Consider the following 25,223-nt stretch of genomic DNA (forward strand, 5'->3'; position numbering starts at 1 on the left):
CCGTCTGCCAAGGGGGGGTGGTATGGGGTGGTGCCACGCTCTCCCCGGCAAATTAGCCTGCGGCCGTTCGACCGGGGCCTAGGCGCGTGACTTTGCTGGACAAAAATCCAAATACAGGTCATGGGACTCGGCGGGATTTTTCCGCCGCATTGGAGACCCATTTGGACGCCATCACACCGCGCGTCCGCGACGGTCGTGAATGCGGACGGTCAGTGGAGAAATTGGGGAATTCATGCGGCGACGGGTGCTCGAGTTACGAAATGCGGTCCTGCGGCAGTTCGCCGCCACCTTGGCCGTCTCCTCCCTTGTCATCCTGGTCGGTATCGGTGGCGCGTCCGCGCAGAGCGGCGCCCCCCAGGACCAGGGCAAGCCGGCAGCGGCCCAGCCCGCCGACGCCGCCAAGGACGCGGCAACCCAGAACCAGCGCCGCACCGACGAGTTCGCGGAGGCTGCGCAGGCCATCAACGGTCCGGCCGGCAACCCCGAATGCGTCTGGCTCGGCCGGCGCGTGGTGCGGCTGATGTGGCGGGATGACCTCGATACCGCGTTCCGTCACCTCGATCTGTATGATCGCTTCGGCTGCCCCGGCGGCCACATCCAGGCGGCCTTCCGCTGCCTGACCCGCTTCGGCGGCCAGATCGATCCCAAGGTCGCCGAGACCCTGGACAGCCGTGTGCACGCCTGCTGGATCAACCCGGCGGCCCAGCCGCAGCAGGCGGCGGCCGCAGCCTCGCAGCCTGCGGCGCCGACGACCCCCGCCGCGCAGCCGCAGCCGGCAACGAGCCCTTCGCCCGCGGCCAGCCCCTCGCCCGCGCCGCAAAAATAGCCGCGATCGTTTCAGCCTTCGTTCAGAAACGATCGGCGATAGCAACGGCTGGCACTGCCGCGCATTTGGAAAAGGCCATGCCCTCATAAGGACATGAGGCCATGACAGTTGTGAAAAGGCGCGGCGGAGGTATTCTCCATTTGCCGCGGACTTGGTCGGATCTCGGGGTCGGATCCGCTTCCCTGCCACCTCAGCCCCGTTTGGTTTAGCCGCGATGCGCGTTGTCGCCGCCGTTCTGTTGCTCGTGTCCGTGCTCCACGCTGGCATCTGGGGAGTCTTGCGCGACAAGGAACCCGCACCGGATTTCAAGGGCCTCCTGCCCAGCGTCTCCTACGCGCCGTTCGCGGGCTCGGGCCATCCCGACGTCGACAACATTCCCACGATCGAGCAGATCCGCGCCGACATGAAGACGCTGTCGACGATGACGCGTGCGATCCGCCTCTATTCATCCACCGGCGGCGTGGAGCTGGTGCCGCCGATCGCGGCCGAGTTCGGCCTCAAGGTCACCGTTGGCGCCTGGATCGACAAGGACAAGGATCGCAACGAGCGCGAGATCAAGGCCGCGATCGAGCTCGCCCGCAAGAACAGCAACGTCATCGGCGTCGTCGTCGGCAACGAGGTGATCTACCGCGGCGAGCAGAAGGTCGAAGACCTCATCGAGATGATCAAGCGGGTGAAGAGCGCGGTCCGCGTTCCCGTCACCACCGGCGAGATCTGGAACATCTGGCGCGACAATCCGGACCTTGCCTCCAACGTCGACTTCATCGCCGCCCACGTCCTGCCCTACTGGGAAAACTTCCGCTCGGACCAGGCCGTCGACCAGGCCGTCGACCGCTACAACCTCTTGCGCAACCTGTTCCCCGGCAAGCGCATCGTGATCGCCGAGTTCGGCTGGCCGAGCGCTGGCTACAACCTCCGCAACGCCGATCCGGGTCCGTTCCAGCAGGCGCTGACGCTGCGCAACTTCGTCAGCCGCGCCGAAGCCCTCGGCATGGAATACAACATCGTCGAGGCGATCGATCAGCCCTGGAAATTCTTCGAAGGCGGCGTCGGTCCCTATTGGGGCATCCTCGACGCCAGCCGCGAGCCGAAATTCGCCTGGACCGGCCCGGTGGAGAATCCTGACTATTGGAAGCTGATGACGATCGCGCTTCTGGTCGGCATCCTCTTGTCGCTGCCGATCCTGCGGCTGGAGCAGCCGACCGCGAAGCAGGCCTTCCTGCTGTCGGCAACCGCCAACGGCGTCGGCGCCTGGGCGGCGACCGTGTTCGCGTTTTGGAACGGGCACTATTTTATCTTCGGCTCGGCCTTCGCGCTGACGCTCGGCATGATCCTGCTGGTTCCGCTTGTGCTGATCGCGATGGCCCGCATCGACGAAATTGCGGCGGTCGCCTTCGGCCGACCGCCGCAGCGGCTGCTCTTAAAGGGCAAGCCGATCGCCGACGTCCCCGAGAACTATTTCCCGAAGGTCTCGATCCACATCCCCGCATATTTCGAGCCCGTCGAGATGCTCAAGCAGACGCTCGATGCGCTGTCGCGGCTGAATTATCCGAACTACGAATGCGTGGTCATCATCAACAACACGCCCGACCCAGCCTTCTGGCAGCCGATCCAGGATCACTGCCGCGCGCTCGGTGAACGCTTCAAGTTCATCAACGCCGAGAAGGTGCAGGGTTTCAAGGCCGGCGCGCTGCGCATCGCGATGGACCGCACCGCGGCGGATGCCGAGATCATCGGCATCCTCGATGCCGACTATGTCGTCGATCCCGACTGGCTGAAGGACCTCGTGCCGGCCTTCGCCGACCCGCGCGTCGGCCTCGTGCAGGCGCCGCAGGAGCATCGCGACGGCGACCTGTCGATCATGCACTACATCATGAACGGCGAATATGCCGGGTTCTTCGACATCGGCATGGTCCAGCGCAACGAGGCCAACGCCATCATCGTGCACGGCACGATGTGCCTGATCCGCCGCGCCGCGATGGACATGGCCGGCGGCTGGTCGAGCGACACCATCTGCGAGGACTCCGATCTCGGCCTCGCCATCCAGGAGCTCGGCTGGACCACCCACTACACCAACCACCGCTACGGCCAGGGCCTGCTGCCCGACACCTATGAAGCCTTCAAGAAGCAGCGCCATCGCTGGGCCTATGGCGGCTTCCAGATCGTGAAGAAGCACTGGCGGCACTTCCTGCCGGGCCGAAGTCGGCTGACGCCGGACCAGAAGCGCGAATATGGCCTCGGCTGGCTGAACTGGCTCGGCGCGGAAAGCCTCGGCGTGGTCGTGGCGCTGCTCAACCTCGTCTGGGTGCCGATCGTCGCCTTTGCCGACATCGCCATCCCCGACAAGATTTTGACGCTGCCGATCATCGCCGCCTTCGTCGTCTCGCTGGCGCACTTCCTGTCGATGTACCGCCTGCGCGTCGCGGTAAAGCCCGGCCAGATGCTGGGTGCCATGATCGCGGCGATGAGCGTGCAGTGGACGGTGTCGCGCGCGGTCGCCCAAGGCCTGATCACCGAGCACCTCGCCTTTGCGCGCACCTCCAAGGGCGGCCTGTCGCGGATGTCGATCGAGTTCCAGGCGTTCTGGGAGGCCGTGATCGGCGCGCTGCTCCTGATCGGCGCCGGCGTCCTGATCGCCTCCAACAGCTATCGGCAGATCACCGAGATCTACATCTTCGCCGGCGTCCTGGTGCTGCAGAGCCTGCCGTTCCTCGCTGCGGTCGCGATCGCCATCCTCGAGCTCAGCCGCATCAACTCCTTCCAGTTCTGGCGCGACAGCGCGATCCGCACCGCCGAGCTGATCGGGCTGCGCCCCGTCGCTCTGCCGACGCCGGCTGGCACGCCGCAGCCGGTGCCGAACGAGGTGCGGCGAGAAGCGAACTGACGGGCCGGACAGCCCGCGGCGCGGGGCAAGCCCCCGCGCCGGCGAGGCATCTCACTGTCCGGCGTGGATGACGGGCCGCCAATCGGGTTGAAAATCTCGGCTTAAGCGACGGAAACGCTGGACGAATCCCCGCTTCCACCGCGAACTTCGGCAGCCATCCGCGCTATTGACCTCAGCGCCCCATCACCCTACACAGCGCGGGCCGAGAGCATGATCCGGAAAGGGCCTGCCGGTTTTCCCCGCGACGCGAGTCAGACGTTGCGGCAAGACATGCTTCTCGAATGACCGAAGACGATGGCAACCGATCTCGCGACGCCATCCAGCGGCCATGGGAGCGCGTAGCTCAGCCGGTAGAGCACGTGACTTTTAATCACGGGGTCCTGGGTTCGAGCCCCAGCGCGCTCACCAAGCAAAATCAAAGACTTAGCGGAAATTACAAGGCGGCTCAAAAAGCCGCGTGTCTGCACTGTGTCTACAAATCGATTGCCGGCCTGCGCCTCTAGGATCGCTGCGCGATAGTTGTTCGCGAGGATCTGCAATCCGGCGCGCTCCTCCGGCATGGTGCTGTCATCCGCCAGTTTCAGGCAGATACGCTCTAGGCGCGCGAGTTCGTTGAGCATGTGCTGATCCCCACCCCAATGCGGCCGATCAGACTCCGGTCGGCGTCGCGTCGTCAAGAGTCCACCGGTGCATTGTTGTGGTTGGCGACCGCTGCCAATGTCATCGTGCTTGGATCAATGGGCCCCGAAAGGACACGCTCCCAGGCTGGAATGCGAGGCTCCCCGGAAGGGACACGGCCGACAGATGCCCCCTGCTCCGCAGGACACGGCGACGACCTGCCCCACCACCCGTGATGCCTTCACGCGGTGGATTTTGTGTTTCTCTGGTCAGGCTGTTTTCCACACCCACGACGGGCAGCGGCTCGCGCGCGTTACGGAGCCCAAGGGATTGATAATTTGCGAGGTGCTTACGATGCCGCTTTGATCGCGGGATGCCTCGCCCTGTCCGACGACATACGCCCAACCGCGCCGACGTCCGGCCGGACTTCAACTGGAACGGCGCCCCGCTTGCCGCTATGGGATACCGATGAAGCTCACCACCGAACGCCCCTACGCCAACCCGGAAGCCGCGGCCCGCAAGCTGGTCGAGCTCGCCGCCGCCATCGAGCCGGTCCAAGACGGCCGGATACACATCGAGAAAATCAACGCGCCGTTCCTCTACACGTGGAAGGCCAGCGGCCCGGAGTTCGGCGCCGGCATCAAACTTGCCGTCGACCGCGGCTGGCTCGAACTGCACGAGAGCGGGACCTACGTGCGACTGCTGAAGCCCGGCGAGGATCTGTTGGCGTCATGACCTGCGATCTGTGCGACGATTGCGGCTGGGTCTGTGAGAACCATCCCGATCGTCCCTGGGACGGTCCTCGCGCCTGCACATGTGGCGGCGCCGGCGCGCCGTGCCCGCACTGCAATGTGCCGGCCGAAGGTGAGCCTCCCCGCATGCCGAAGGGCTTTCGCGTCGACATCGACAAGGACGGCTGGCGGCACTGATGGGCTGGTCCGCGCGATTTGACGACCCGATCGCGCTGCCCGATGGTCGCAAGCTCGAGACGCTGCGGGATGCGGGCGAGTATATCGCCGGCCTGCCCAAGGTCATGCACGACGCGCCGGAATGGCAAGCCGCCATGGAGGCGCTGATCTTGGTGGCAGAGCTGGGCGGTCCGACGATGTTTGCGCGGATCGGCTTCATGCGAGCTCTGAACCGCGGGAAGCCAAATCCGCAGGTCGCGCCACGGCGCAAGCCGGTTAAGGCCTATCGGCTGATCAGATGAGAGCGCGAGACCGAAGCCCCGCGCATCTGCTCTCTCACCGCCTTCAGCCCAAGAAGCCGCGAGCTCCTACAATGAGCCGGCGCGCCTCATGCAGCACGCGCGGCCATACCGGTCCATCGAGCCGCAGCATCCTTCCGGTGCTTTCGACCGCCTTCCAAAGCGCATCGTCGGAATGGCCGGGCTCGCTGCCGGCAAGGTGCCAATCGCTCTCCGATATTGACGAGTCATCCGGATCAAAGTTCTCGATCCAGCCGCCAAACCAAAGGTGCTCCGCGACAGCACCAGCCACGCCAATCATACGCCGGCGGTGAGGATCGATATTGATAACGCCGCCGATCTGAACTCGGCCGCTCCAGGTTTTCTCGTCGGGCACTGGGTCCTCGTTTGGCAAGATCCACGCCGACGCAATCTCCGCGCCAGCCCAGCGCGCCACGACTAGATGCCCGGCCTCGTGAATGGCTGCTCCACGCCTCTCGCGCGCTAAAATTCGTCGCTGGTCCATCGATCCGATCCTGATCCTCGGCGGCGCCGAAACAAGACGCCAGCACCGCCGGGGTTGTGGATAACTACCGCTTCAGCCGGCGGGCGTGCGTCGCGAGCCGGGCCCGCGTCCGCTTCCTGTGCGATCGGCGCCGGCGTTTCATTCGCGCCCCGCCTTGAAGCCGGCGATATACGTGCTGAGCAGGTCCTCGAGCATGTCCTTCGTGTGAAAGATGGCAAAAACCAATTGCTCGTCGAGGCCATCGACATCCGACATTAGCCGTGAGGCGATCCCCGCCATTCGAACACAATCGAGCAGCGGACCCTCCAGCTCGCGAAACGCTTCTGCCTGCTGCTTGTCCCACGGGGAGGCGCGTTCATCTGCGGGAAATTGGATGACCTTGCTCATTAATCCACGCTCCCACCATGCTTCACCGCGAGCTCGAATAGCTCCTCGACAAGGAGGCGAGCGGCCTCTACGCCTCTCCAGAGTATGGCGCCCTCGTCGAGGTAGGGATCAGCCCGGAGCGCTTCGCCCCTCTGAAGTTTTCCCGCAATCGTCACGGCGTGGGAAACCCTATGGCAGGGGTGCCGCAGAGGATTGCGGTTGCGGCCGGCGCGCTGGCGGCCGGTCTCAGGAAATTCGATGGGCTTGATGTTCTCGGGAGGCAGGCAGGTGGCAGCAGAATGCGACGCTAATCGCGCCGATAGGTCGATGATGTTGGACATGATGGTTCTCTGGATATGCCGGCTTGTCACGGCCGGGTGCCAGTGGACAGCACTGGCGCCGGGAAGTTGACAACGCCGCCAGAGACGGCGCGCGACGGCCTTTCCCCGAAGGGTCTTGTATAGCCGCCGCCTTCCCGGCATAGTCGTGCCGTTCACGCTGGCGGCTAACCAGCGCGTCCTAATCGATGGCGAAGTTGATCCCGGCAAGGATCGCCCTGCCATCGCCCTGGTGCCAAACAGGCCCGGCAAGGCCTTTGGCGGGAGTTGTCAAGCTCCGTCGAGCATCAGACCTGATTTGCATTGAGAAATCTATAAGAAACCCACCCCCTCAGGGGGCGCTTCGGCGCGTCCACTGCCCGGTGGATTGCGCATTGCGTGAGGGCTTTTCGCCTTCCATCCCATACGTAGTGCTGCTATTTGGTCACAACCTATGGAAGTTTTAGCCATCAGTTTCATTTGATGTTCAGAATTGTTGACTTATATGGCAACTTTGGAGGATGATCTCCGAGCGGCGGGATTAGAACTGTACGAACTCCCTGAGTGGGAGGGGCGACTGCCTATCCGTCAATTTTGGATCGCTCCATCGTTCTGGACCTGGTTCGACGAAACGGAATTACTTCATGATCCAAAATGCAAAGTTGGCGGCAGAACACTCGCTGAGCACATCGAACAGCTCTTTTGCGACCTAAGATGCGCAAAGAGGCCCGGCGGCGGCGATCTAAGACGCATGATGCCAGCGACCAAAGGGGTTTGGAAACTTCATCCGGTCAAAACGCGGCTATATGGGTGGGCGCCGAAAAGTGATTGTCTTGCGGTAGTGACAGGCTCGATGGAAAGCGAGACGAAAGACAAATCACTGGGCAACGTGAACGATCAGAAACGCGACAACGTGGTCCGCTTCATCAAAGAGCATAATTTGCAGAAGCATGTACTCCTCGGAGATATCCTTGCCCTCTTCCCGATCGAAAAAGAACCCTAGACGTCAGATGTTCCTGAAGCTGTCCAGCCAGATCGAAGGGCAGCTGCGGGAGGCTTATGTCAAAAAAAATGAGGCAGGTATTCTGAACCAGTCAATGCTCGCTGAGAAGCTCGGCGTTGACAAATCCGCGATTCACCGTCGACTAACGGGACAGGTGAATATGACGGAGGAAACTATCGCAGACATGGTCTGGGGGCTGGATCACGATATCGAAGTGAGAATCTTCGATCCAGCTGAAAGCAAGAAAAATCATGCGATAACAACTCCTGTTGCTCTCCCTCCGGTTCAGTCTGCGGTGCCTGCGTCCACAAAGACTATCTCCCCGGCGACGCCAGCCCCATTTCAAAAGTTGATGGTCGCTGCGTCATGAGCATTGAGCGGCGAGCCTCCGTTGTGGTGTGCGACGACGTGTTGGTCGCTATGAACGGAAAGGTGTTTCTGAATGGCGTTTACACCAGCGATATTGCTGTTCCCGCGGAAGGGCTAACTGTCGGCCAACTAGTCTTCTATTTCACAGCCGAGACACCCAAGGACAATCCTTTCCAAAAAATCACGCTGAAGGTAACTCCGCCTGGGGCCGTTCCAGCGGTTCTGGATATCCCCCTTGAGAATCTTCCCCCACTGTCCAATCCGGAGCGCCCGAAGATGTTCGTACGGGCTCCGATCTTGCTTCAGCAAATTCAGTTACGTCCAGGGAAAATCGAAACAACGGTATTGACGGAAGCGGGTGAAGAGCTCGATGCCGGAGGGGTATGGGTAAGCGTCCTTCAGCCCCGCCTTCAGGGACTGAGCGCTTGACAGGCCATTAGCTTGGTCTTCGCCCCTAAATCGTCGCGCAGCGTCGACGGCGACTGAACGATTATAATGTAAAGTGTGGCGTCCCCCGGATTCCCCCGCGCGAAAGGTCCCGTAATGAGCCGTTTCGACGAACTAACGAAGCTATTTGATCCTTGGCGCAACCAATGGGTGGATCAGTCACGCGAGCATCAACTTCTGGCGCCCCGGATCGCAAAGAGATTTCAGGAATATCTTGGCTGCCCCGAGTTTTTCAATGAAGGCCATCCTTCGGGGGGAAAGCAGAGGTACGTATCCGCTACACGCGCAATTTGGAATGAACAAAAGCGGTTTTTCAGTCTCGAAGCTCATGACGAAGCATTCCCTGAGCTTGATTATCACGAAGATGGCTTTCTTTATTTCGGCCTGAGAGTCTTTCTTGAACACGCGCCGAACACGTATCCCAAACAGCCATTTTGGTTCTTGCTCCGGTGCAAATTCGATGGGTCTCGGTTCGTAGTCACGGTGCAGAGGTCCAAACAGGACTTTGATGTAGGGTTCGCTCCCCTGAAACTAGAGGAACTTTGCGGGCACCTGTTCGACCTGCTTAAGGACGAACTGAGCAAGAATCCAATGGTGAACGATCGCAGTCACGGAAATCGGATCGGATTTGTCTAATGTCGTCGGCAGGTGTGGCGTCCACGGATTGAACGTCACGTCCGTGGTGATCGCCGGCTCCGCTATGGACAGCTCGTGCGGGTGAAGCTGGGGTTGAAGCAGGCGTCTTGCCCGATGCTGCTGTCATAACTGACGCCGCTGGCTTGCCCGTTGTTGACGGTATGGGTGCAGGAGCCAGCTACAATTTGTCCCATGATAACGTTGCCGGCGTTATTATTGCCGGTGAGGGTAATGACACCATTGCAGGTGACCGTGCCGCTGCCCGCGTTGATGTTGTGAATGCGCGCTATGTTGCCGTTGCCAGTCGCCGCCGGGATGTCGAACTGAACGCATTCTCCCATGTTCTCGCAGTGCACGTTCTCGATAATAGGAAAGCCGCCCCTGAAGATAATGCCGGGGCCCTGGTGAAACGGTGCTGATGATGGCCCGCCGACCCCCAGATTTTTTATGCTGATCCCGGTGGTGCCGTAGTTCATGCCACTGGCAACGGTGTCGCCGAGAATCATCGCGGGCTGGTTAGCCCCGCCATTTATCGCGCAGAAGAAATTTTCGATGCTAACCGTGCTGGCGCCGCCATAGCCCTTTTGGAACCACAGGCACATGCGCTTGCCGGGATAGGCATAGACATGGTCGATGGCGCCGCCGTCTTGGATGTTGTTGGAGTGGATCAGCGCGACGCCATCGTTGGCCGTCACGGTTCGAGTTGCGAAGATAGTGATATCGCGCAGCATGGCGCCGAAGCATGCGAACTGCCAATTGGGATCGCAGATTTCGACGAAGTTGGATGCAGCACTGAAGCTGTCGCACATCTTCAGCGTCGTGCCGGCGCCTGACGTTGTCCCCTGAATTACAACGCCTTGAGGCACCACGAAGGGCACGCTGCCTGTACCGCACATCAGGAAGGAGCCGTTCGGGACGTTCAGACGGCCGCCCCAGTATCCACCGCCATCCTGCTGAAAGGACGACTTGTTGCCCGCGAACCACGCTGCGGCCTGGATGGCGCTGAAGTTGTCGGTGGTTCCAGCATCCGTGCCGTTCCAATCGCCCTTGGCGCCGAATTGAAGGATGTTCGGATAGGTATCCGGCACGAACTGAAACCGAGTGCCGACAGAGTCGGTGAAACTGGCAAGCGGCGTCGAGCAGGCGGTGACGGTGATCGATGCGCCCGTACCAGCGCCCATCGAAGCGCCGGAGCCCACGCCCGTGATCGTGAGGACGTCGCCGACGGCGCACTGATTGCCGGGAGTATAGGTGAAGTCGACCGACGCGACCGCACCGCCGGAAACGGTCACTTTCCCGACCGTGAACGGTTTCGATCCGGTCGCGAAAATCACGCCAAAATATGTGCCGTTGGTATAGCCCGAGCCGCCGGCGATCGTGAAGCTGGTGATGAAGCTGTCGATGAATGGCGCGGTGCCGACGTTCTTGAAGGTCGCGCCGCCGCCATCGCCTCCGACCGTATAGCCAATCGTTCGGATCGCCGCGACGCTCGACAGGTTTTGCGTCATCGCGAACGCGCGCGAGGTCAGCACCGGTGTGGCATTTGCCACCGACAGGCAGCTCGGGCAACTGATGTTGCCGGTTGTCGCGTTCAGGACGATCGGCGAAGTGGCGTTCGTGGCGACCGTGCCGGACGTGTTCGGCCACAGGATCGTCGGCGTCCCCGCGACCGGCTGTGCGCTGACGGTGGCCTGCCCGCTGGTCGCCCCCTTGTAGATGACGGAGTTCGTGTTGACGCCGGGAACGGACAGCGGGCCGGTCAGCAGCGAATTGAACAATTGCTGGATCGGGATGGCCTGCGCGGGACCGGTGCCGATCGCGGTTCGGCCGATGACGGTTCCGGACGGAATGGTCTGAAATTGCTGGGCTGAAACTGAAGAGAGACCCGCGACGAAGGCAGCCGCCAAAACGAGGCTGCGGATATAGCGAGAGGACATTGGACCGACCTTGAGGCGCGGCTCGAGCCGGTCGAGCGCCGAAGGTCGTTAACGACATGTCCAAGTCGGAGCTGTTTGACGGAGACAGCTCAATCCGAAGCGCGTTTACGGTGCGCGCTACCTACTCGACAGGAAGAGCTTCAGCCTTGAGCAGGTTGCGAAATTGCGCATCATCGAGACCTGCGAGACCGCGAAGCGTGGTGCACACCTTGCGCCATTTCTCGTTTTGCTCCTTCAAGTCGCGGGCAGTTGCGCGAACGGTTTTGATTTCGCGCTTCAGTCCGATGATTGCTGTCTCTCTATTGGTCATTGCCGCCTAGTGAATTTATGGCCGGGGATCTCCCCACGTCCCGGCCGCCGTGGATGAAGGGGCCACACGCGTCCCCTGGAGCTCGTAAATTCATTTTATGTCCATCCGACCAGCCTTGTGATCGAACCAACGACCGGGCCTTCGAATGCTGTCAGTTTGAGGATCGCGTCGAGGCGTTCCACAATCGATTTCTCGCGATGTCCTGCGACCCACCGAAGCGCTGCCAGGAAACTGCGCGCGTGCTTGTTCCTGAGCGCATCCGCCTTCGTGATCTCGAAAGCGGCCTCGAGCTGGTCGGGGATCTCGCCGGCGAGGCACGGCACGGCCCGCATCTCGGCCAGGAAACTTTCGAATGCGTCGGTCATGCGCTCACAACGTTCGTAGAAATCGAGTGTCCGCCGGCCGGCGTGAGTTGCTGGAGTTCAATTGCGCTGGTGCCGTCGACTCCGGTGAGGGACGCGGAGATAGTCAGGCCGGTCAACGAAAACGGCGCGGAGTGAGTGGTAAGCGATGTGTGGCTCTGGGTGGTCATTCTCTAGCCTCTCAGTTTAGCAGTTCGGTTGAATGTCATGCTGCGACGCCGATTGGATGCCGAAACAGTTTCATCGCCTCGATCAGCGATGGATTGAGATTGCAGAAGCCCGCCATGATGTCCCACTTGCGCATGAGCCTGCATTTGTCGTCGATGCTGAGGTGTTGCATCTCGTCGATCATTTGCATTGCAGTGTCGCACGCGGGTGCGACCGTCTGCATCGCATCCAGCGAGAGATTTCCGTGAACGATGCCGTTCAGCCATTCGAGGAAGCGCAAGCGCAGGTCCGCCCGCATGTCCCTCGCCTGCAGCAGCCGCTTCACCATGCTGATGTTGACCAAGTCATACCAATAACCAGGCGGCGTATGAGCCAGCACGCGCTCATCGTCGCTCCAAGTCGACTGCCATAGTGCATGTTCCTCGATCTCTCTCGTAGAGATGATCATCGCGAGGCTTCCTTCTGGGGCGTTACGTCGATCATCGCCGGGACACCAGCGCGCGCGGCAAGCGCCAGAATGCGCTCCATGACCTCGGCGGTTGCCTTCATCGAAGATGAGGCTTCATGTTCAACCGTTACCTTGTGGGTCGTTTCGATGGGATGCAGACGGTCCAGCACCATGGCGATTCCGCGTGCATGGTCGCGGTGTTTGGGATCCTCGACCAGGGCCGCCAGCGCCTTGATCGCCCGCGGCGCCGTGGCACGGATGCGCTTCTGGTCCTCTTCGTAGAGCGCTGCCTGCACCCGCGGATCATGCGCAAGCCGCGATGCGATGACAGACATGGTTTTCGGCGTCGAGGTTGGGCTGCCCCACCCGGCCATGCGCGCCGCCTTCACCTGGGCGCCGTGGCCAGGCTTGACCTGATACAACGCACGCACGAATAATCGGTGGCGATCCGTCGGCAACGCCTTCATTGCCGGGCCGTCTTCGGCCTCGGCTTCATCGATCGGGACAAGATTGCGCGCCTGGTTCGCCATCGCTCAGAAACTCAGCATTGCCCCGCCGTAGGCCAACGCCCGCCCGGCCGGTGACATCCCTGCCCGCTGCGCGGCCAGCTCACGCTCCCGCCGGCGGCGCTCCTCGTCGGTTTCGCTTTGCACCTGCTGAGCGAGCGAGCCGCCGAGGCCGAACCCGCCCATCCTCATCATTGCGCCGCCGGCCGCGGAAAGGCCCATCATGCGGCGTCCTCCTTGATCGGAGAGGTCAAGACGACCATCGCGTTCGTCATCTGCCGGACGCAGTCAGGATCACCCTTGAGGTAGGCGGCGCGCCACTTCTCATCCTTCATCGCCTCGGATTTCCAGCGCTGCACGCTCTCGTGCTCGGCACGTGAGACGGGTTCGCCGGCGAGCACCTGGCGAATGACGTCGTCCTTCATGCCCAGGACGCGCAGCGCATCAGCCGTTTGCTTCTGGTGCAAGTATCCACTGTCGTTGATATCGCTGAGCTCCCCAGCGATCGCGCGACTGATCGGGTCGCCTGCCTCCGCGCGCGCTTCTGTTACGGCGTCCTGGAGCCGATCGAACGACGCCCCGCCGGGTAGTGCGTGACCGTCGCTGGCGCCATGCTGGCCGCCGTGATCGATGGACCGCAGGAAGCTTGGATCTCCCAGCAGGTTGGAAAGCTTGTTTGCGGCCGGCGTCGACCGCTGGTGCTGAGCAATCATCTCGTCCAGCTTGACCTTCGCATCTGCGGCCGATTGAACGTTGAAGGGCTGAACCGTGCTGATGGCGCGTTCGCTCATGCGGATTTCCCCGTCAGTTGATCAACAGCGGCCAGTGCGGCCGTGTGCGCCGCCTGGGCCGCAGTAAGCTTGTTTTGGGCCGCGAATGCCTCGTCGGTTGCGAGAGCCAGGGCGTCCTCGGCGATAACCGCCGCATCGAGCTTCGTGAAGATGGCCCGCGTGCGTTCGTCGAGCTTTGAAAACGGTGAGCCATGACCGCGCTCGACTTGACCAGCGACGCGCGCCGCATCCAGCCCCAATGCCGTGTCCTCGAGCGCCCGGAGGCGCCGGCTGGCGATACGATCGATTTCGGGCATCTAGACCCCCTGCCCGCTAGCGGCGCTGTCCGCCGAGTTGAAGGCCGCAACCAGCTTTGCAATCGTCGCAGCACTTGCCCCCGTCGACCGCGCGTCATTCACCGCCTGCTCGGCGGCGATCAAAGCGTCTGCGGCCGCGAATTTCCCCAGCGTCGCCGCACTTGCTTTCGACAAGGCAGAGCCGTAGCCGCGCTCAATTGTGGTTTCCCCACCGGGCATGACGACCTTCGCCGCGCCGGGAAAAGCGGATGCTTCAAGCGTTATCCGCCGGTCTTTTGCCGTTGCCATCAGGCCGCTCCCTCTCGCTGCTGCTTGGGCTCCATCGCAGCGGCCAGCGCCTGACGGACAAATGAACTCACGCCGCGGTCCTGCTTCTCAGCCGCCGCCTCAACGCGCTCCGCAAACGCGTCGTCGACGCGCGCGCAAATCATCCTTTTCTGTGCTTTCGCCATGCGCAATCCTCGGTGTTGCTGCCGAAGAGATTGCCCTGTCTGAAGTCCTCAGCAATGCACTCATGGACCGGCGGGCGCGGTGACGCTTTCCGCCGCCGCGGCGCCAACCGTCCGCGCACCTTCGCCGCCCTGGTCCGGTCCTCGATGAACTCGACACGCGCAATCCCCAGCGCGAGCGCCTGCAACAGCAGCGGTAGCGATCGATTGCCAAACCCGCGGATCCTCGACGGCGCCATGAGCTTGGCGACCGCGGAATCCGTCAATCCGGCGTAGCGCTCCACTTCGCTGTAGGTCGTCCCCAGTTCAGAAATCCGAGCGCGGATAAGCGCGCGAAGCTCCGTCTCGTTCTCGACAACAACCGGCTGCATCACGCACCTCCGGCCTGTCTGAGAAATGCTGCAAAAGAGTCTTGGAAGGCCAGCGCGAAATTGGAGGGGGACCTCGAACTATGAACGCGGCGGCCGTTCTCCCCCCACCCGGCACCCCACCCCCCTTCGGGGGTCGACCTTTCCAGCCTTTGCGGCAGCTTCAGCCATTTCCCCACGCGCGCGGGCGCATTCCTCTCGTCTAGAGTTGCGTTGCTACGCCCATAAATCCCCTCTCGTGATTTTCGATCACGGAGTCGGATGGCGCATTTCGCTGCAATCGTTGCGCTTTTCCAATTGCCTGCATGACGTGTCTGCACCGTGTCTGCGTCAGCCGTTGCGCCGAGCTCGTACGGAGCCCGCTGGTGAGCGTTGAGCGCTGGCCGGTGGTCGACAGCGGCGAGCCGGCAAACCCGCATGGGCGAGTCTGCAAAGCCCGCTGGCGGGCATGCTGAGCCGATAGCAATTGCCAGCAGGTTGGCGCCCGGTTGTGGGTTCGTCGGCAGCTCGGCTGCGGATGCTAGCACCCATGCCGGTGCAACGAGGTCTTCCCCGCTCTTCCAACGCAACTCGTTACAGAGCCTGTTCGTGAGCCTGGATGGCGAGATGGGCCTATGTGTTGAGCGATTGCAGACGTGATGCTGTGTGCTCGGGCCGCGTGAATTCGTTACGGCATTCGCGATGCCGGTGATGTCCCAGGAAGCGCAGCGACGACGAAACGTTAGCACAGCGCAAGCGGAGCGATGTTTCGTCGAGAGCGGAGCGTGTTGCCGCGCGCGCGAGCGGTTGGCGCGAGGGGGTGAAACGGTTTCGCCTCCCCTATAGGGGGCTGTTTCACTGTTTCGGGGCGCTGTTTCTAGACTGTTTTGCAGCCGTTTCGGCCTGTTTTTAAGCTGTTTTGCTCGTTGTGAAGCCGACTGTTTTTTGACTGTTTCGGAGGGGGTCGAAAACAGTCCTGAAACAGTCGGCTGTTTCACCGGATCAGCCATTGCCAGTCCCCATCGCAGGCGATCAGGTTTGCGGCAACGAGATCGCGTCGGAAGGTGTTCATGAGGGTGCGGGCGCTGTCCGGCTTGCCCTTGAGGTCGATCAGGCCGCGAGCATCGCATTCGGCTGCCCACTGGTCGCGGTGGGCGGCCCGTCGGTTGGCTGAGAGCTGTTTGGCCTGGTCGGTGGCGAGCACGTTCTGCAGGGCCTCCAGCGCCTTCCTGATGCGCGGCGAGACCTTCTCTGGCCGCAGGGCCTCGCTTGCCTCGTGCTCCCACTGGTCGTCCACCAGTGCAATCTTGACGTCCTGAAAGTCATGCCGGATCGTCGGCGTGCGCTCGCGGGCCTTCCTGAACACCAGGTTGAACGAAACGTCCGTGTCCTCGCGCTCGACCTTCTCAAGGTGGCCGACGGTGTCGAGCGACCATTCCCGGGTCTTGGTCCCATAACCCTTGGTCTCGTCATGGCCGGTGTGATGAATCCAGATCTGGCCTACCGCCCTCCGGGTTAACTCGACCACGAGCGGCATGGTCTGCTGCCACACCAGTTCGTTGGTCTGGTCGCCGAGTGTCAGCGACATGATGTTGTCGAAAATCACAAGCTCGACGCCGAGGTGCTGGATCAGGGCGAGAATCCAGGCTTGACCGGCCGGGCTGTTGAGCGGCTGGAAGCGCTCGACGTCTTCCCGGCTCAGCGTGTAGAAGCCCGACAAGTCCCCGCCGTGGCGGCGCTCTTCATCGAGCACGCGCTGCTTGAGCAGGCGCCGCGACATTTCCCCGTCGATGTAGAGCACCTTGACCCTGCGGCCGGGGTTCCAATGCAAAAACCCGATGTTCGCCGCGACCCGCTGCCCGAGCGCGATCGCGAGGTTGCTCTTGCCCAGGCCTGTCGGCGCCGAGATCAGCGCGCGGCTCGTCGTCGACAACCATTTGCCCAGGATCAGGTCCGGCGGTGGCAGATCGCGCTCGCGCCAAGCGTCGATGGACAACGGCAGATCGTCCGGGATTTTGATCTCGGCCGCGTCCTCGGGGTTCGCCATGCCGTAATCTTCCGGGCCCGTCGGCATCGGTATCTCTTCCGGCTCGAAGCGTTCCAGAATGACAACTTGGGCCGCGCGGGCGGTCGGGGCGGGAATGTTCATGATGCAAGGGCACTGTTCATGTCACCCGCTGCGCGGGGTGTCGCGACTATCACTTCACGCTGCTCCGCGGCCCAACGGGTGCCGCATGTCTTGATCGCGCGGGCATTGGCGCCGCCGTCGTCGGTCTCCGCCAGGATGGTGAGCGCGTCGATGCCGGGCAGCACCGGGAACGTGCCGATCGCGCCGGCCGAGCCGAGCGCCCACACGGGGCGGAAACCGAGCTGCCGGCCTGCAAGGCAGGTCTCGAAACCTTCGCCGATAGTCAGGCCCTGCTCGACGTCCCCGTCGTCATCAAGCTTGATCGCAGCGCCGGCGACGGGGCCGAGCATTTTGCGGTCGATCTTTTTGCCGTCGGGCGTGAGCGCGGTTCTGTGGATCGCCTGGAGCTTGTCACCGACGATCGCGCGAAACGCGGTGACCATGCAGGGCAGGCGGACGCCGGGCCCGAACGGGCAAGCGGCATGGAAGCGGACCACCCGGCCGGCGATGTCGTCGGGAAGCTCGAGCCAGCGCGACGCAAGATAGCGCTCGACGAGCGTCCCGCGGGGGGCAACCGCCTCGTTCCAGATGAACACGGCCGAGTCGCTGCTCGCGCGCGCCGGCGTCGCTACGGAAACGTTGCGCTGCTGTTTCAACCACCCTGCCGGCCTGACACCGAGCCGCTGCAGGACATGCACGCGGCATTCTCGCCAGTCATCCCCGGCATGGCTGAACACGACGAACCCGTCGGGGTCCGCGGCGGAAGGCGTGACGCTCAGCGAACGGTCGCTCGGTGAATGGCCGGGTCCTGGGGCGAGCACGGAGCGGCCGACAACGTCGCCGCCCAGATCGTGCGCGAGGGTGCGAAGCGCGATCATTCCGCGTCCTCGCTCTTCAGGAACCCCAGCCTGATCGCTTCACGCTCGCTCTTGCCGACGGCTTTGACCAGGTCCGGGAGTTTCCGGACCGAAACCATCACACCCTTTTTGGTGGCGGTGAATTTGCCCTGCGGATTCGTAAAATAGCGCCGCAGGTCGAAGTACCATTTGCCGTCAAGCTGAACGAGTTTCGCGATGACGGCATTGCCGCTGCGATCGGCCCATAGCTTGGCCGTCTCGTGTTCTTCACCGCGATCGAGCGGTGCATTGCTCCGTGCGGATTGATCTGCTACGGCCATTGTCTGCCGGGCCTTTTCGGTAGGGGTTTCGGTAGGTTTTCGGACATGGCTAGAGAGGCCGGACGCTGGCAGGCGCCCGGCCTCGGTTCGTTTATGCGGCTTTGTCAGGGGCGCGCTCCTGGGCGCGAAGCCACTGCATGGCGCTCGGAATGTAGTAGAGCGGCGTGCGACCGACGCGCGTGACCGGCGGCCCCCGGCCGTCGAGCTCCCAGCGGATCAAAGTCTTTTCAGAAACACCCAATTGCTCGGCGAGCTGCGGGCGCGGAGCGTAGTCCTTGAGAAGATCGGTCATTGCCAAGGTCCCGTTCGTGAATTGTTGCGGGACAGTGGCGGACGTTCGCATACGCGAAAATTGGATTTCTTAAAATCGAAATGTCCTGGACAAACCGGAATCGAAATGTCCAGGCAATCAACATGTGCCTATGTAACAGCGCTTTATCAGCGCTTTCGGTCTCCTGCCGGGCGACCTTTCACAGAGCTTTTTTTCTTCTTGGCGCCTGTGGAAATCTTAGTCCCTACGCGCTCGCGCCTCGCGTCTCGGAGCCGACGAATATGCTTGGCGATAGAAGCAACGTTGGTTTGACGTCGTTCTTCTTTTCGTTCATCCGGCAACGACCGGTTAAATTCCTCGTTCTCGGCCGCAATGATGCGAGCCAACTTTTCTATGTTTTCGCCGCCAGATGTGCGCCCCATCACGCTGAGCCGGAAGAGAATGCCTGCATTCGCGTGCTTCTTGATATAGCGTTTCGGCGGTCCCTTTCCGAAATGAAGGAAAATCTTCCGTGCGTCGCTAAGCGACACGTGTTGCAAGATCTCGGACCAAACTGAATAGGCAGCGTGATACGCTGCATCCCCGGAAAACTTTTGTTCCCACAAACAGGCACGGAAGAGCTGCTCCGCGATCTCCTTTGGATTGCCGTACATGTCACGCGCTCCGCGCCATGGGCGTGACGTTCGGCTGCGGGTTCAGGATCACCGCGACGAGGCCGGCCAGCTTCTCGAACGCGACGCGCTTCTCGTCCTGATAGGCATAGCGGTCATAAACACTGCGGATGCCGCCGATCACGTGCCCAAGACAGCGCTCGGCATGATCGGCCGGCACACCGGCGCGCGACATGAGCGAGCGGCCAGTGCGGCGTAGGTCGTGCAAGACCCAATGAGGCATTGGCTCGCGCCCCGCGCGGACCTTCGCAATCGCCTTATCGAGTTCGCGCTTGGCTTTGCTGAAGCCGCTGAAGCCCTTCGCGCCATTGGTGGTCGAGAACACGAACCACGAATTGCCATTGGCGCCGGCCGGCTTCTCGCCGAGTAGCGCGCGCGCCGCCTCGCTCATCGGGATCAGATGGTCGATTCCGGTCTTGTACCGCTCGGCTGGAATCGTCCAATCGGTGCCATCGAGCTCGCTCGTGTGCATCTGCGCCGCTTCGTTGCGGCGTGTGGTGGTCAGAAGCAGGGATTTGACGAAGCGCGGATAGCAGGCCGGCACGTCCTGCACGACGTCCAGCGCCGCCCACAGGTCCCGTAGCTCTTCGTCGCTCAGAATGCGGTCGCGGGCGTTTGTGCCGACCTGTCGAATTCCCTTCACGATCGGGTTTGTGAAATCCTCGTTGCGTGCTGCGAACCAGTTGAATGCCTTGCGCACATAGGCAAGCGTGCGATCGGCCATGACCGGACCGCTCTCGTCCTCGATCTCGTCAAGCATGTCCACGATGTGCGAGCGACGCAGGCGCCCCTCCCCGAATACCGGCAGGTCCCCAATATCAGGAGCCACGAGCCGCCGGAACGTACTGGCGTACTGATCGGCGCTCTTCAGCGCCTTTTCCTTCAGGCAATAGCGCTCGACGAACATGTCGAGCAGCCCCGGAACTTTCTGTTCCCGATCTTCTTCCCTTGCGTCCGGGTCGAATGCGCCGCCGATCTTCAGCCCCTCTGGATCGTCGCCATCCTCCATGCGGCGCGTGCGCTCGGGGCGAGGATCTTCCCGCCGGCCGTTCTTGAGGTCCTTGGCGAGCTTGTCCGCCTTGATGATCGCGTCCCGAACCGTGAGGGTTCCGCCCTGGGCGTTCTCGTCCCACCGGCCAAGCGTCTCGAGGTAGCCCTTCCCGCCGTGCCGGTGGAACAGGACGAAGGACTTCGTACCGGCCGCGGTGACGCGCACTGCAAACCCGGCCGGCGCCTTCTTCCCCTGCAGGGTCGCGCCGCTGAAATAGTGCAGAGTGCTCGCCCTGGGCCTCCCTCGACCATCAAGCTTGGGCTCCAGCGCTCCCACGATTTTTTCGCTGATATTCGGCATGACCCCACCCCGCTGTGTCTGCACTGTGTCTGCACATCGAATGCGGTGTGAGTGTCCGCGGATGTCCGCAGATAGTCAACGGGTCGGCGCTAATTTCCTTGAAAAATCTGAGGATTTCGGTGCAGACACAAGAAAATGAATCTGCATCAATGGGTTAGGTCGCTGTCCTGATTTTGACTTTTAATCACGGGGTCCTGGGTTCGAGCCCCAGCGCGCTCACCAAGCAAAATCAAGTAGTTAGAGCCAAATTCGCCCCTTCAATCCGAAGGGGCTTTTTAGTGTGTGCACACGCCATGCACACAGCGCGAGTGTGAACCATGATCTGGTTTGCCCTCGGTTTGTCCGGATTGGCCCTGCTCGCACTTGCCGCCTTTGGATTGCTGGTGGTCATCGCAAAGGCTCAGCAACACGAGCCTGGAATTGAATAGCGGCTGCACACTCAGTGCGGTCTCGATCGAGAACCGCACTCGTCCTCCATGGCGACCTTTCCATACCCACGACGGGCAGTAGCTCGAGCCCGGCCCGAGCCGCCAGGAATCGGGTAGCGTCCTGGTTTTCAATATCCACCAACACCGCGCGTATAGAATTTGCCGCGTTGATGGTGAGTGTGCTGCTCGTGCCGATCAGATCAATAGCGGTTAGGCATCAGCCTCCGGTGGACTGTCCGAATGTTTCCAAACGCCTCCACGGGAATGGCCAAGGCAAAGGCAAGCCCTCGCTCATGGCGACGAATTGATCCGGATCTCCTCCGAATTCTATCGTATTTGTACGAGAGTGTATTCGAACTCCAACGAGTGGTTTTCCCTTTCCCCAATAGTTGGCGGGATCTCGGGCGACAACGGCATCGGCGCTAATCGGCGTCAACACGGGGACAGAGAATCCGTTGGGCGCTCCTGCTGTGAAATCGAAGTCTTGGATGCCATCCTCCGGTGCGTCAATGTAGTACCAAGCTCCGAGTGTGGGATTTGTCCATCCGGTAGTTGGTGCCCTGCCGTCTGCTAAAACAACAATTTGCGGGGGATCGCTTTTGAGTATTCTTATGATGGCGCTTTTTACGTCGTAAATACGTACCATTCTCGCCTCCACAGCTACTGATTGAATTTACCTCTCTGCCACTATCCACCTCAGATATCCGGCCATAGGTTGCATGCACCCGTCAATGAATAGTCTGCATATTTAGGTTGAGTGCGACAGCTTGTCTCTTCGCGCTCTGCTGCGCTTCAAAGAAAAATCCCGCCGACCTTGTGAGCCGGCGGGAGTCGACTGAGATGCGATCAGCATCGCCAATCGCGGTCAGGTTGTATCATGGAGGCTCGCCAGAGGGAGCCGGCGGGCCCCTCGTTCATCGCCCGAGCCGTCGGCGATGGGTCCACAACCTTTGCCGGTTACGTTTCCTGTACGATCGGCGCCGGCGCTTCATGGCGCGCTCCCGTGAAGGAGGCGGTCCCGGAGATCGCGGGCGCGATCTGCAATGATCCCCATAAGGCAGTGCGTCCCATCCAGCGCTGTATCCGCATCCGGTTGCGCCAGCATCACGCACATCAATTCAGTGAGCCTGATGATGTGTCTTGGATGTCCGCCTCGTTCTCTAAGCGGTCGGATGGCCGTAGCTCAACGATGTTGCTCATTGCTGCGGCCTCCCAGCCTGGGCGAGGTCGTCGAGCGCCTGGTCGACCGTCCGGCCGAAGCTCATTTCCTGGTGAAGGTAGCCTCTCAGCTTGTCGGTGAACTCCTCGATGCCTGGTCCCGGCTGCTGCGGTTTCTTGCGTCTTGGAGATGGACCGTCGCCCATCTTCCGAAGCTGGGTCGACAAGGCCCTGAGGAACGTATCAGTCCATGGCTTGCTGTTGATCTTGTCCGGCAGGTACGGGCTGCCGCTGCCGCAGGCATTCCAGTCGATCCGGAGCTTGCGTAGGTATTGCGTCCAGCGCATGAGCCCGGTCCTCGTCGTGGGGACGTCAATGATCAGGCAGCGCGCCGCAAACATCATCTCGTCAAAGGCCCGCTCAGACCGCCCCAATTGGGCTTCCACGATCACGGACCTGTGAACCGCGACTGCGGCTCCGGCGAAACAAGCACGAAACCATTTTCCTATTTCGGCGAAGACGGGCTGAAACGATTCGGGATCAGCATGCGATGCGTTGGGGGGTTATTCTAGTGGGATTCGATTTGCTTCTCGCTAACTCATAGGGAGAATCGAAATGACCATTGACAAATCCCGACCCGCTTTTCTCGCCTTCGCAATTTTCGCAATCACCAGCATTGCACTTACCCCAGCCTCAGCGGCTGTCGCCAAACATACGATTCAGCCGAACGCGCGAAATCATGGAATTCATTGGACGCCTACACTGCGCACGCCGGCGGCGCGACCCCAACGCCCAGCCAATGATCCCCTCGCATCCATGCTGTTGGGATGACGACGAAGGCCGAGTTGGGTCACCAGCGATAGCCGGGCAAAAGGCGGCCCCGGCCTAGGGGCGTTGGTGGGGGTGAAGGCCGGGGCCGCTTAGAGGTGCTTGGCCATTGGCAAAGACCAAGCGATTGCAAGCTTACCCTACCCTCACAGCGTTTCTGTTCGCTTCAGCACATTGGCGATACTGTTCCGTAAAGGAGCAGCGTCTGATGCGCAGTAGCTCAGAGTCGCCACGGAACCGGCAGCCCTCCGTATTTCACCCGAGCGGCGATTCACATAGGCAAATGCGCTCGGGAAAAAGTGGCAATCCAATCGTGGCTCGTTGCACGAACGCTGGGAGGGCGCCAATGTCGAGCGACAGAGTATCTTCGCAAAGCAGATTCTTCATTCGGATGGGAGGCATCGGTTGGATGGTCTACGACCGAGAACGCAAGGGTCCAGCGCTGATTGGGACAAACTACGCAGCCAGGCTTACGAGGGAACAAGCCGAAGAAGCGGAGCACATCCTGACTACTCGACCTGAGGGCGAGATTCCCGATACCAACAGAGCAGCAGATCAAAAACTGATTGAGCCGTCGAGACCGAGGCGGCGTCTGAGCGCAAGCGCCTCAAAAAGTAACCAGCTCAGCTGAAACGGCTCCGGCATGGGGCTGGCGGGCGCCGGAGCCGTCCCCTCCCTCTTGGGGTGCCCCGCCGAGCGCAAGACCATCACGGCAGCCTGACGCACCGGATCCTTGATCTAAATCAAGCGCCTGATGTTTGAGCGAGCCGCAACCGAAGGGTGAGTGAGGCTGCTGGACGGCAGAAGGCCCGCCAGCGTGAACCGGCGGGCCGTCTGCTTCATCGATGCTCTTCCGGCATTAAGACGCCGTAGAGTTTGGCAAGCAACAGGCTGCCCTTGATTGCCGAGGTGGCGAGCCTTACGCCTTGAGCGCAGCGGCGCATTGTTGGCGCTCGGCCGCGGTGGCAGTCGGACCTGAGCCCGATTAACGAATGAGCAACGCTGTTGGCCTAAAATGCGATCAACTCGCTGCTGGAGACTCGACAATGACCGAGTACGTCATCAGGGAAGTTGGCTCTCGTCAGTGGCTCGTGTTTGCCGATCGGCGATGCATTGCTTTTTGTACCGACGAGAACGAGGCGGTGAAAGCGATGAACGGACACAGTGCCCGCGCTCGTCGTGCACGTGAGGAGCTCGCGGCTCAGCCGCTCGAAGAAACGACCACACGGTAAGCCCAGGTATCAGGCCTCAGCTGAGGTCAGTTTCCACACCCACGAAGCGCGGTGTCTCGCGCTCGCTCCATCCTACCACCCATTGATAATTTGCGAGTTCGTGTCCGCGCCGCTTTGATGGCGGTACCTGTCCGCCGCCAAAGCAACACCGTCCCCGGTGACCGCCCGGTGAAGATCACCTTCGGCCAAATGCGCGACATGGGCGTGCGCGGCGTCCTGGTCTATTGCGCGGACTACCGGTGCGGCCATAGCGTGACGCTGAGCGGCCGATCGCTGGCCTTTGCGACTGTCCGACCTCGAACCGCGGTTCGTCTGTGGGGCCTGCGGCAAGCGCGGCGCCGAGGTCCGGCCGGATTTCAACTGGGGCAAGCTGACCGCTCTCTCGATGGGGTGCCGAAACACGCGATGACCAAGGGCTGGGGGCGGCCTTTCGAAGCTTCGATCAAGGTCGACGGCCGCACGCTGGTCGCGCTGCGGGATGCCGGCGAGTATATCGCCGCGCTGCCGCCCAAGGTGCACAACGCACCGGAATGGCTGGCTGCAATGGAAGCCCTGCTTCTGGTGGTTGAGCGCGGCGATCCAACGATGTTCGTACGGACTGGCTTTATGCGCGCCTTGAACCGACACTACTTACCCGCATTCAATCCGAAAGGAAAAGAAAAAGAACCGCATTGGGGCCGACGCAAACTGAAGAGGGATCAATGACCGTCTTTGTCTACGTCAATCCCGCCAAGCGGGTCGGCGATAAGGACCACATCAAGGTATTCGCCAATCAGGATGCCGCAGAGAAATGGTTCGAGGAGAACGACCCCGAGGGCGTGGCGTTCGAATATGAAGTTCTCGAATGAACCCGCTTGGCCGTAGGACCGCTACGCCAAAGCGAATCTCGGTGAATAAAAGAGGCCCCAGCTCCTTGCAGGCGGGGGCCACGGGGGAGCTGAGGCCAGCTACCCTTGGGGAAGGGCATCGGGAAAACTTGGTAATCAACCGGCAGTTCCAGCACCGCCCCACAAAGCAGGGGCCGCTGCGCTGGGACAGCGGCCCGCCGAGTTTCAATATCTTCGAGATGAAATGTCTCAGCCTCCCGAATTGCCCAGTTTTCCGAACATCCTCGGTTCCGGCGAACACATATGAATCGCGAAGGTCCTAACTTGTCGCGGATTAGCGCACATTCGGCCGCGTCCGTC

At 61.6% G+C, this 25,223-nt stretch carries 35 protein-coding genes and 1 tRNA gene; 14 read left to right on the forward strand and 22 right to left on the reverse strand.

The genetic code is table 11. From position 1 onward, the window contains the following. Positions 1-232 precede the first annotated feature (232 nt). The 6 genes from AYJ54_RS12355 to AYJ54_RS12385 all read left to right on the forward strand — a co-directional run bounded on the left by AYJ54_RS12355 (position 233) and on the right by AYJ54_RS12385 (position 5,538). A complete protein-coding gene (locus tag AYJ54_RS12355; protein ID WP_063699180.1) occupies positions 233-826 on the forward strand; it encodes a hypothetical protein in 594 nt (197 codons plus the stop codon). 214 nt (positions 827-1,040) lie between these two features. Next, positions 1,041-3,710 (forward strand): glycosyltransferase, encoded by a 2,670-nt coding sequence (locus tag AYJ54_RS12360; protein ID WP_063699181.1) that lies wholly within the window; start codon positions 1,041-1,043, stop codon positions 3,708-3,710. Positions 3,711-4,042: 332 nt separating this feature from the next. Next, positions 4,043-4,118, forward strand: a tRNA-Lys gene (locus tag AYJ54_RS12365). 678 nt (positions 4,119-4,796) lie between these two features. Further along, positions 4,797-5,063, forward strand: coding sequence for a hypothetical protein (locus AYJ54_RS12375; RefSeq protein ID WP_063699183.1), 267 nt, complete (start codon positions 4,797-4,799; stop codon positions 5,061-5,063). Beyond that, on the forward strand, positions 5,060-5,257 hold the full coding sequence (locus AYJ54_RS12380; RefSeq protein ID WP_063699184.1) for a hypothetical protein: 198 nt from the start codon (positions 5,060-5,062) through the stop codon (positions 5,255-5,257). The genes AYJ54_RS12375 and AYJ54_RS12380 overlap by 4 nt, the downstream gene beginning before the upstream one ends. Next, positions 5,257-5,538, forward strand: coding sequence for a hypothetical protein (locus tag AYJ54_RS12385; RefSeq protein ID WP_063699185.1), 282 nt, complete (start codon positions 5,257-5,259; stop codon positions 5,536-5,538). The genes AYJ54_RS12380 and AYJ54_RS12385 overlap by 1 nt, the downstream gene beginning before the upstream one ends. Positions 5,539-5,581: 43 nt before the next feature. Here AYJ54_RS12385 and AYJ54_RS12390 read toward each other — a convergent pair whose 3' ends face one another. The 3 genes from AYJ54_RS12390 to AYJ54_RS12400 all read right to left on the reverse strand — a co-directional run bounded on the left by AYJ54_RS12390 (position 5,582) and on the right by AYJ54_RS12400 (position 6,747). Next, positions 5,582-6,040 (reverse strand): hypothetical protein, encoded by a 459-nt coding sequence (locus AYJ54_RS12390; RefSeq protein ID WP_136623644.1) that lies wholly within the window; start codon positions 6,038-6,040, stop codon positions 5,582-5,584. A 138-nt stretch (positions 6,041-6,178) separates the two neighbouring features. Next, entirely contained in the window at positions 6,179-6,427 is a 249-nt protein-coding gene (locus tag AYJ54_RS12395; protein ID WP_063699187.1) for a hypothetical protein, read from the reverse strand. After that, entirely contained in the window at positions 6,427-6,747 is a 321-nt protein-coding gene (locus AYJ54_RS12400) for a hypothetical protein (RefSeq protein ID WP_063699188.1), read from the reverse strand. Before AYJ54_RS12400 ends, AYJ54_RS12395 begins: the two co-directional genes overlap by 1 nt. A 481-nt stretch (positions 6,748-7,228) precedes the next feature. Between AYJ54_RS12400 and AYJ54_RS49250 the strand changes: the two genes are divergently transcribed. The 4 genes from AYJ54_RS49250 to AYJ54_RS12415 all read left to right on the forward strand — a co-directional run bounded on the left by AYJ54_RS49250 (position 7,229) and on the right by AYJ54_RS12415 (position 9,178). Continuing rightward, complete coding sequence (locus AYJ54_RS49250) at positions 7,229-7,726, forward strand: hypothetical protein (RefSeq protein ID WP_161491842.1); 498 nt, start codon at positions 7,229-7,231, stop codon at positions 7,724-7,726. A 7-nt stretch (positions 7,727-7,733) separates the two neighbouring features. After that, positions 7,734-8,096: a helix-turn-helix domain-containing protein gene (locus AYJ54_RS12405; RefSeq protein WP_063699189.1), complete on the forward strand. Its 363-nt coding sequence runs from the start codon at positions 7,734-7,736 to the stop codon at positions 8,094-8,096. Further along, the gene (locus tag AYJ54_RS12410) at positions 8,093-8,524 is read left to right on the forward strand and encodes a hypothetical protein (RefSeq protein WP_063699190.1); all 432 of its coding nucleotides are present in this window, start codon (positions 8,093-8,095) and stop codon (positions 8,522-8,524) included. The genes AYJ54_RS12405 and AYJ54_RS12410 overlap by 4 nt, the downstream gene beginning before the upstream one ends. A 114-nt stretch (positions 8,525-8,638) precedes the next feature. Then, the gene (locus AYJ54_RS12415) at positions 8,639-9,178 is read left to right on the forward strand and encodes a hypothetical protein (RefSeq protein WP_063699191.1); all 540 of its coding nucleotides are present in this window, start codon (positions 8,639-8,641) and stop codon (positions 9,176-9,178) included. Between the two features lie 62 nt (positions 9,179-9,240). Here AYJ54_RS12415 and AYJ54_RS12420 read toward each other — a convergent pair whose 3' ends face one another. Continuing rightward, positions 9,241-10,728, reverse strand: a complete 1,488-nt coding sequence (locus AYJ54_RS12420) for a hypothetical protein (protein WP_136623646.1) — start codon at positions 10,726-10,728, stop codon at positions 9,241-9,243. Between the two features lie 22 nt (positions 10,729-10,750). On the opposite strand from AYJ54_RS12420, the gene AYJ54_RS50630 reads away from it, so the two are divergent. Further along, positions 10,751-10,894, forward strand: coding sequence for a hypothetical protein (locus tag AYJ54_RS50630; RefSeq protein WP_161491843.1), 144 nt, complete (start codon positions 10,751-10,753; stop codon positions 10,892-10,894). A 342-nt stretch (positions 10,895-11,236) separates the two neighbouring features. On the opposite strand, the gene AYJ54_RS12425 is transcribed toward AYJ54_RS50630, so the two are convergent. The 18 genes from AYJ54_RS12425 to AYJ54_RS12500 all read right to left on the reverse strand — a co-directional run bounded on the left by AYJ54_RS12425 (position 11,237) and on the right by AYJ54_RS12500 (position 22,323). Beyond that, on the reverse strand, positions 11,237-11,425 hold the full coding sequence (locus AYJ54_RS12425) for a hypothetical protein (protein WP_063699193.1): 189 nt from the start codon (positions 11,423-11,425) through the stop codon (positions 11,237-11,239). A gap of 95 nt (positions 11,426-11,520) precedes the next feature. Next, the gene (locus AYJ54_RS12430) at positions 11,521-11,790 is read right to left on the reverse strand and encodes a hypothetical protein (RefSeq protein WP_063699194.1); all 270 of its coding nucleotides are present in this window, start codon (positions 11,788-11,790) and stop codon (positions 11,521-11,523) included. A 202-nt stretch (positions 11,791-11,992) separates the two neighbouring features. Then, positions 11,993-12,403, reverse strand: coding sequence for a hypothetical protein (locus tag AYJ54_RS12435; RefSeq protein ID WP_063699195.1), 411 nt, complete (start codon positions 12,401-12,403; stop codon positions 11,993-11,995). After that, on the reverse strand, positions 12,400-12,933 hold the full coding sequence (locus AYJ54_RS12440) for a terminase small subunit (RefSeq protein WP_082905626.1): 534 nt from the start codon (positions 12,931-12,933) through the stop codon (positions 12,400-12,402). The genes AYJ54_RS12435 and AYJ54_RS12440 overlap by 4 nt, the downstream gene beginning before the upstream one ends. A gap of 3 nt (positions 12,934-12,936) precedes the next feature. Continuing rightward, a complete protein-coding gene (locus AYJ54_RS12445; protein WP_063699196.1) occupies positions 12,937-13,134 on the reverse strand; it encodes a hypothetical protein in 198 nt (65 codons plus the stop codon). Next, positions 13,131-13,700: a hypothetical protein gene (locus AYJ54_RS12450; protein WP_063699197.1), complete on the reverse strand. Its 570-nt coding sequence runs from the start codon at positions 13,698-13,700 to the stop codon at positions 13,131-13,133. Before AYJ54_RS12450 ends, AYJ54_RS12445 begins: the two co-directional genes overlap by 4 nt. Beyond that, the gene (locus tag AYJ54_RS12455; RefSeq protein ID WP_063699198.1) at positions 13,697-13,996 is read right to left on the reverse strand and encodes a hypothetical protein; all 300 of its coding nucleotides are present in this window, start codon (positions 13,994-13,996) and stop codon (positions 13,697-13,699) included. The genes AYJ54_RS12450 and AYJ54_RS12455 overlap by 4 nt, the downstream gene beginning before the upstream one ends. After that, positions 13,997-14,284 carry a hypothetical protein gene (locus AYJ54_RS12460; protein WP_063699199.1) on the reverse strand — a complete coding sequence of 96 codons (288 nt, stop codon included), beginning with the start codon at positions 14,282-14,284 and terminating at the stop codon, positions 13,997-13,999. Further along, on the reverse strand, positions 14,284-14,448 hold the full coding sequence (locus tag AYJ54_RS49255) for a ribbon-helix-helix protein, CopG family (RefSeq protein ID WP_136623647.1): 165 nt from the start codon (positions 14,446-14,448) through the stop codon (positions 14,284-14,286). The genes AYJ54_RS12460 and AYJ54_RS49255 overlap by 1 nt, the downstream gene beginning before the upstream one ends. Beyond that, positions 14,424-14,819 carry a hypothetical protein gene (locus AYJ54_RS12465; RefSeq protein ID WP_161491844.1) on the reverse strand — a complete coding sequence of 132 codons (396 nt, stop codon included), beginning with the start codon at positions 14,817-14,819 and terminating at the stop codon, positions 14,424-14,426. Before AYJ54_RS12465 ends, AYJ54_RS49255 begins: the two co-directional genes overlap by 25 nt. Positions 14,820-15,786: 967 nt before the next feature. Beyond that, positions 15,787-16,941: an AAA family ATPase gene (locus AYJ54_RS12470; protein ID WP_063699201.1), complete on the reverse strand. Its 1,155-nt coding sequence runs from the start codon at positions 16,939-16,941 to the stop codon at positions 15,787-15,789. Next, positions 16,938-17,798: a DUF7146 domain-containing protein gene (locus tag AYJ54_RS12475; RefSeq protein WP_063699202.1), complete on the reverse strand. Its 861-nt coding sequence runs from the start codon at positions 17,796-17,798 to the stop codon at positions 16,938-16,940. Before AYJ54_RS12475 ends, AYJ54_RS12470 begins: the two co-directional genes overlap by 4 nt. Then, complete coding sequence (locus tag AYJ54_RS12480) at positions 17,795-18,097, reverse strand: PC4/YdbC family ssDNA-binding protein (RefSeq protein ID WP_063699203.1); 303 nt, start codon at positions 18,095-18,097, stop codon at positions 17,795-17,797. Before AYJ54_RS12480 ends, AYJ54_RS12475 begins: the two co-directional genes overlap by 4 nt. A gap of 91 nt (positions 18,098-18,188) precedes the next feature. Continuing rightward, entirely contained in the window at positions 18,189-18,389 is a 201-nt protein-coding gene (locus tag AYJ54_RS12485; RefSeq protein WP_082905633.1) for a helix-turn-helix transcriptional regulator, read from the reverse strand. 146 nt (positions 18,390-18,535) lie between these two features. Beyond that, positions 18,536-19,021, reverse strand: coding sequence for a hypothetical protein (locus AYJ54_RS12490; RefSeq protein WP_063699205.1), 486 nt, complete (start codon positions 19,019-19,021; stop codon positions 18,536-18,538). A 1-nt stretch (position 19,022) separates the two neighbouring features. Next, positions 19,023-20,390, reverse strand: coding sequence for a tyrosine-type recombinase/integrase (locus AYJ54_RS12495; protein WP_063699206.1), 1,368 nt, complete (start codon positions 20,388-20,390; stop codon positions 19,023-19,025). A 645-nt stretch (positions 20,391-21,035) separates the two neighbouring features. Then, entirely contained in the window at positions 21,036-21,464 is a 429-nt protein-coding gene (locus AYJ54_RS49260; protein WP_136623648.1) for a hypothetical protein, read from the reverse strand. A gap of 550 nt (positions 21,465-22,014) precedes the next feature. After that, positions 22,015-22,323, reverse strand: a complete 309-nt coding sequence (locus AYJ54_RS12500; protein WP_136623649.1) for a hypothetical protein — start codon at positions 22,321-22,323, stop codon at positions 22,015-22,017. A 1,527-nt stretch (positions 22,324-23,850) separates the two neighbouring features. On the opposite strand from AYJ54_RS12500, the gene AYJ54_RS12505 reads away from it, so the two are divergent. From AYJ54_RS12505 to AYJ54_RS51255, 3 genes are all read left to right on the forward strand, one after another. Then, the gene (locus AYJ54_RS12505) at positions 23,851-24,036 is read left to right on the forward strand and encodes a hypothetical protein (RefSeq protein ID WP_063699208.1); all 186 of its coding nucleotides are present in this window, start codon (positions 23,851-23,853) and stop codon (positions 24,034-24,036) included. A gap of 117 nt (positions 24,037-24,153) precedes the next feature. Continuing rightward, positions 24,154-24,741 carry a hypothetical protein gene (locus tag AYJ54_RS53690; protein ID WP_347337211.1) on the forward strand — a complete coding sequence of 196 codons (588 nt, stop codon included), beginning with the start codon at positions 24,154-24,156 and terminating at the stop codon, positions 24,739-24,741. Continuing rightward, positions 24,738-24,884, forward strand: coding sequence for a hypothetical protein (locus AYJ54_RS51255; protein ID WP_201724178.1), 147 nt, complete (start codon positions 24,738-24,740; stop codon positions 24,882-24,884). Before AYJ54_RS53690 ends, AYJ54_RS51255 begins: the two co-directional genes overlap by 4 nt. Positions 24,885-25,223: the final 339 nt, after the last annotated feature.

Source organism: Bradyrhizobium centrolobii (assembly GCF_001641635.1).
GTDB lineage: Bacteria > Pseudomonadota > Alphaproteobacteria > Rhizobiales > Xanthobacteraceae > Bradyrhizobium > Bradyrhizobium centrolobii.

What these genes read in the sequence shown, in the direction of transcription:
- AYJ54_RS12385 (WP_063699185.1), top strand. Translation starts at nt 5,257, where the DNA reads ATGGGCTGGTCCGCGCGATTTGACGACCCGATCGCGCTGCCCGATGGT.
- AYJ54_RS12455 (WP_063699198.1), bottom strand. Translation starts at nt 13,996, where the DNA reads ATGCCCGAAATCGATCGTATCGCCAGCCGGCGCCTCCGGGCGCTCGAG.
- AYJ54_RS12435 (WP_063699195.1), bottom strand. Translation starts at nt 12,403, where the DNA reads ATGATCATCTCTACGAGAGAGATCGAGGAACATGCACTATGGCAGTCG.
- AYJ54_RS12390 (WP_136623644.1), bottom strand. Translation starts at nt 6,040, where the DNA reads ATGGACCAGCGACGAATTTTAGCGCGCGAGAGGCGTGGAGCAGCCATT.
- AYJ54_RS12375 (WP_063699183.1), top strand. Translation starts at nt 4,797, where the DNA reads ATGAAGCTCACCACCGAACGCCCCTACGCCAACCCGGAAGCCGCGGCC.
- AYJ54_RS12400 (WP_063699188.1), bottom strand. Translation starts at nt 6,747, where the DNA reads ATGTCCAACATCATCGACCTATCGGCGCGATTAGCGTCGCATTCTGCT.
- AYJ54_RS12470 (WP_063699201.1), bottom strand. Translation starts at nt 16,941, where the DNA reads ATGAACATTCCCGCCCCGACCGCCCGCGCGGCCCAAGTTGTCATTCTG.
- AYJ54_RS12440 (WP_082905626.1), bottom strand. Translation starts at nt 12,933, where the DNA reads ATGGCGAACCAGGCGCGCAATCTTGTCCCGATCGATGAAGCCGAGGCC.
- AYJ54_RS12360 (WP_063699181.1), top strand. Translation starts at nt 1,041, where the DNA reads ATGCGCGTTGTCGCCGCCGTTCTGTTGCTCGTGTCCGTGCTCCACGCT.
- AYJ54_RS12415 (WP_063699191.1), top strand. Translation starts at nt 8,639, where the DNA reads ATGAGCCGTTTCGACGAACTAACGAAGCTATTTGATCCTTGGCGCAAC.
- AYJ54_RS12430 (WP_063699194.1), bottom strand. Translation starts at nt 11,790, where the DNA reads ATGACCGACGCATTCGAAAGTTTCCTGGCCGAGATGCGGGCCGTGCCG.
- AYJ54_RS12405 (WP_063699189.1), top strand. Translation starts at nt 7,734, where the DNA reads ATGTTCCTGAAGCTGTCCAGCCAGATCGAAGGGCAGCTGCGGGAGGCT.
- AYJ54_RS12500 (WP_136623649.1), bottom strand. Translation starts at nt 22,323, where the DNA reads ATGCGCTGGACGCAATACCTACGCAAGCTCCGGATCGACTGGAATGCC.
- AYJ54_RS12450 (WP_063699197.1), bottom strand. Translation starts at nt 13,700, where the DNA reads ATGAGCGAACGCGCCATCAGCACGGTTCAGCCCTTCAACGTTCAATCG.
- AYJ54_RS12355 (WP_063699180.1), top strand. Translation starts at nt 233, where the DNA reads ATGCGGCGACGGGTGCTCGAGTTACGAAATGCGGTCCTGCGGCAGTTC.
- AYJ54_RS49260 (WP_136623648.1), bottom strand. Translation starts at nt 21,464, where the DNA reads ATGGTACGTATTTACGACGTAAAAAGCGCCATCATAAGAATACTCAAA.
- AYJ54_RS12460 (WP_063699199.1), bottom strand. Translation starts at nt 14,284, where the DNA reads ATGGCAACGGCAAAAGACCGGCGGATAACGCTTGAAGCATCCGCTTTT.
- AYJ54_RS53690 (WP_347337211.1), top strand. Translation starts at nt 24,154, where the DNA reads ATGGCGGTACCTGTCCGCCGCCAAAGCAACACCGTCCCCGGTGACCGC.
- AYJ54_RS49255 (WP_136623647.1), bottom strand. Translation starts at nt 14,448, where the DNA reads ATGGCGAAAGCACAGAAAAGGATGATTTGCGCGCGCGTCGACGACGCG.
- AYJ54_RS12395 (WP_063699187.1), bottom strand. Translation starts at nt 6,427, where the DNA reads ATGAGCAAGGTCATCCAATTTCCCGCAGATGAACGCGCCTCCCCGTGG.
- AYJ54_RS12480 (WP_063699203.1), bottom strand. Translation starts at nt 18,097, where the DNA reads ATGGCCGTAGCAGATCAATCCGCACGGAGCAATGCACCGCTCGATCGC.
- AYJ54_RS49250 (WP_161491842.1), top strand. Translation starts at nt 7,229, where the DNA reads ATGGCAACTTTGGAGGATGATCTCCGAGCGGCGGGATTAGAACTGTAC.
- AYJ54_RS12475 (WP_063699202.1), bottom strand. Translation starts at nt 17,798, where the DNA reads ATGATCGCGCTTCGCACCCTCGCGCACGATCTGGGCGGCGACGTTGTC.
- AYJ54_RS12445 (WP_063699196.1), bottom strand. Translation starts at nt 13,134, where the DNA reads ATGATGGGCCTTTCCGCGGCCGGCGGCGCAATGATGAGGATGGGCGGG.
- AYJ54_RS12490 (WP_063699205.1), bottom strand. Translation starts at nt 19,021, where the DNA reads ATGTACGGCAATCCAAAGGAGATCGCGGAGCAGCTCTTCCGTGCCTGT.
- AYJ54_RS51255 (WP_201724178.1), top strand. Translation starts at nt 24,738, where the DNA reads ATGACCGTCTTTGTCTACGTCAATCCCGCCAAGCGGGTCGGCGATAAG.
- AYJ54_RS12505 (WP_063699208.1), top strand. Translation starts at nt 23,851, where the DNA reads ATGACCGAGTACGTCATCAGGGAAGTTGGCTCTCGTCAGTGGCTCGTG.
- AYJ54_RS12495 (WP_063699206.1), bottom strand. Translation starts at nt 20,390, where the DNA reads ATGCCGAATATCAGCGAAAAAATCGTGGGAGCGCTGGAGCCCAAGCTT.
- AYJ54_RS12380 (WP_063699184.1), top strand. Translation starts at nt 5,060, where the DNA reads ATGACCTGCGATCTGTGCGACGATTGCGGCTGGGTCTGTGAGAACCAT.
- AYJ54_RS12425 (WP_063699193.1), bottom strand. Translation starts at nt 11,425, where the DNA reads ATGACCAATAGAGAGACAGCAATCATCGGACTGAAGCGCGAAATCAAA.
- AYJ54_RS50630 (WP_161491843.1), top strand. Translation starts at nt 10,751, where the DNA reads ATGTTGCCGGTTGTCGCGTTCAGGACGATCGGCGAAGTGGCGTTCGTG.
- AYJ54_RS12485 (WP_082905633.1), bottom strand. Translation starts at nt 18,389, where the DNA reads ATGACCGATCTTCTCAAGGACTACGCTCCGCGCCCGCAGCTCGCCGAG.
- AYJ54_RS12410 (WP_063699190.1), top strand. Translation starts at nt 8,093, where the DNA reads ATGAGCATTGAGCGGCGAGCCTCCGTTGTGGTGTGCGACGACGTGTTG.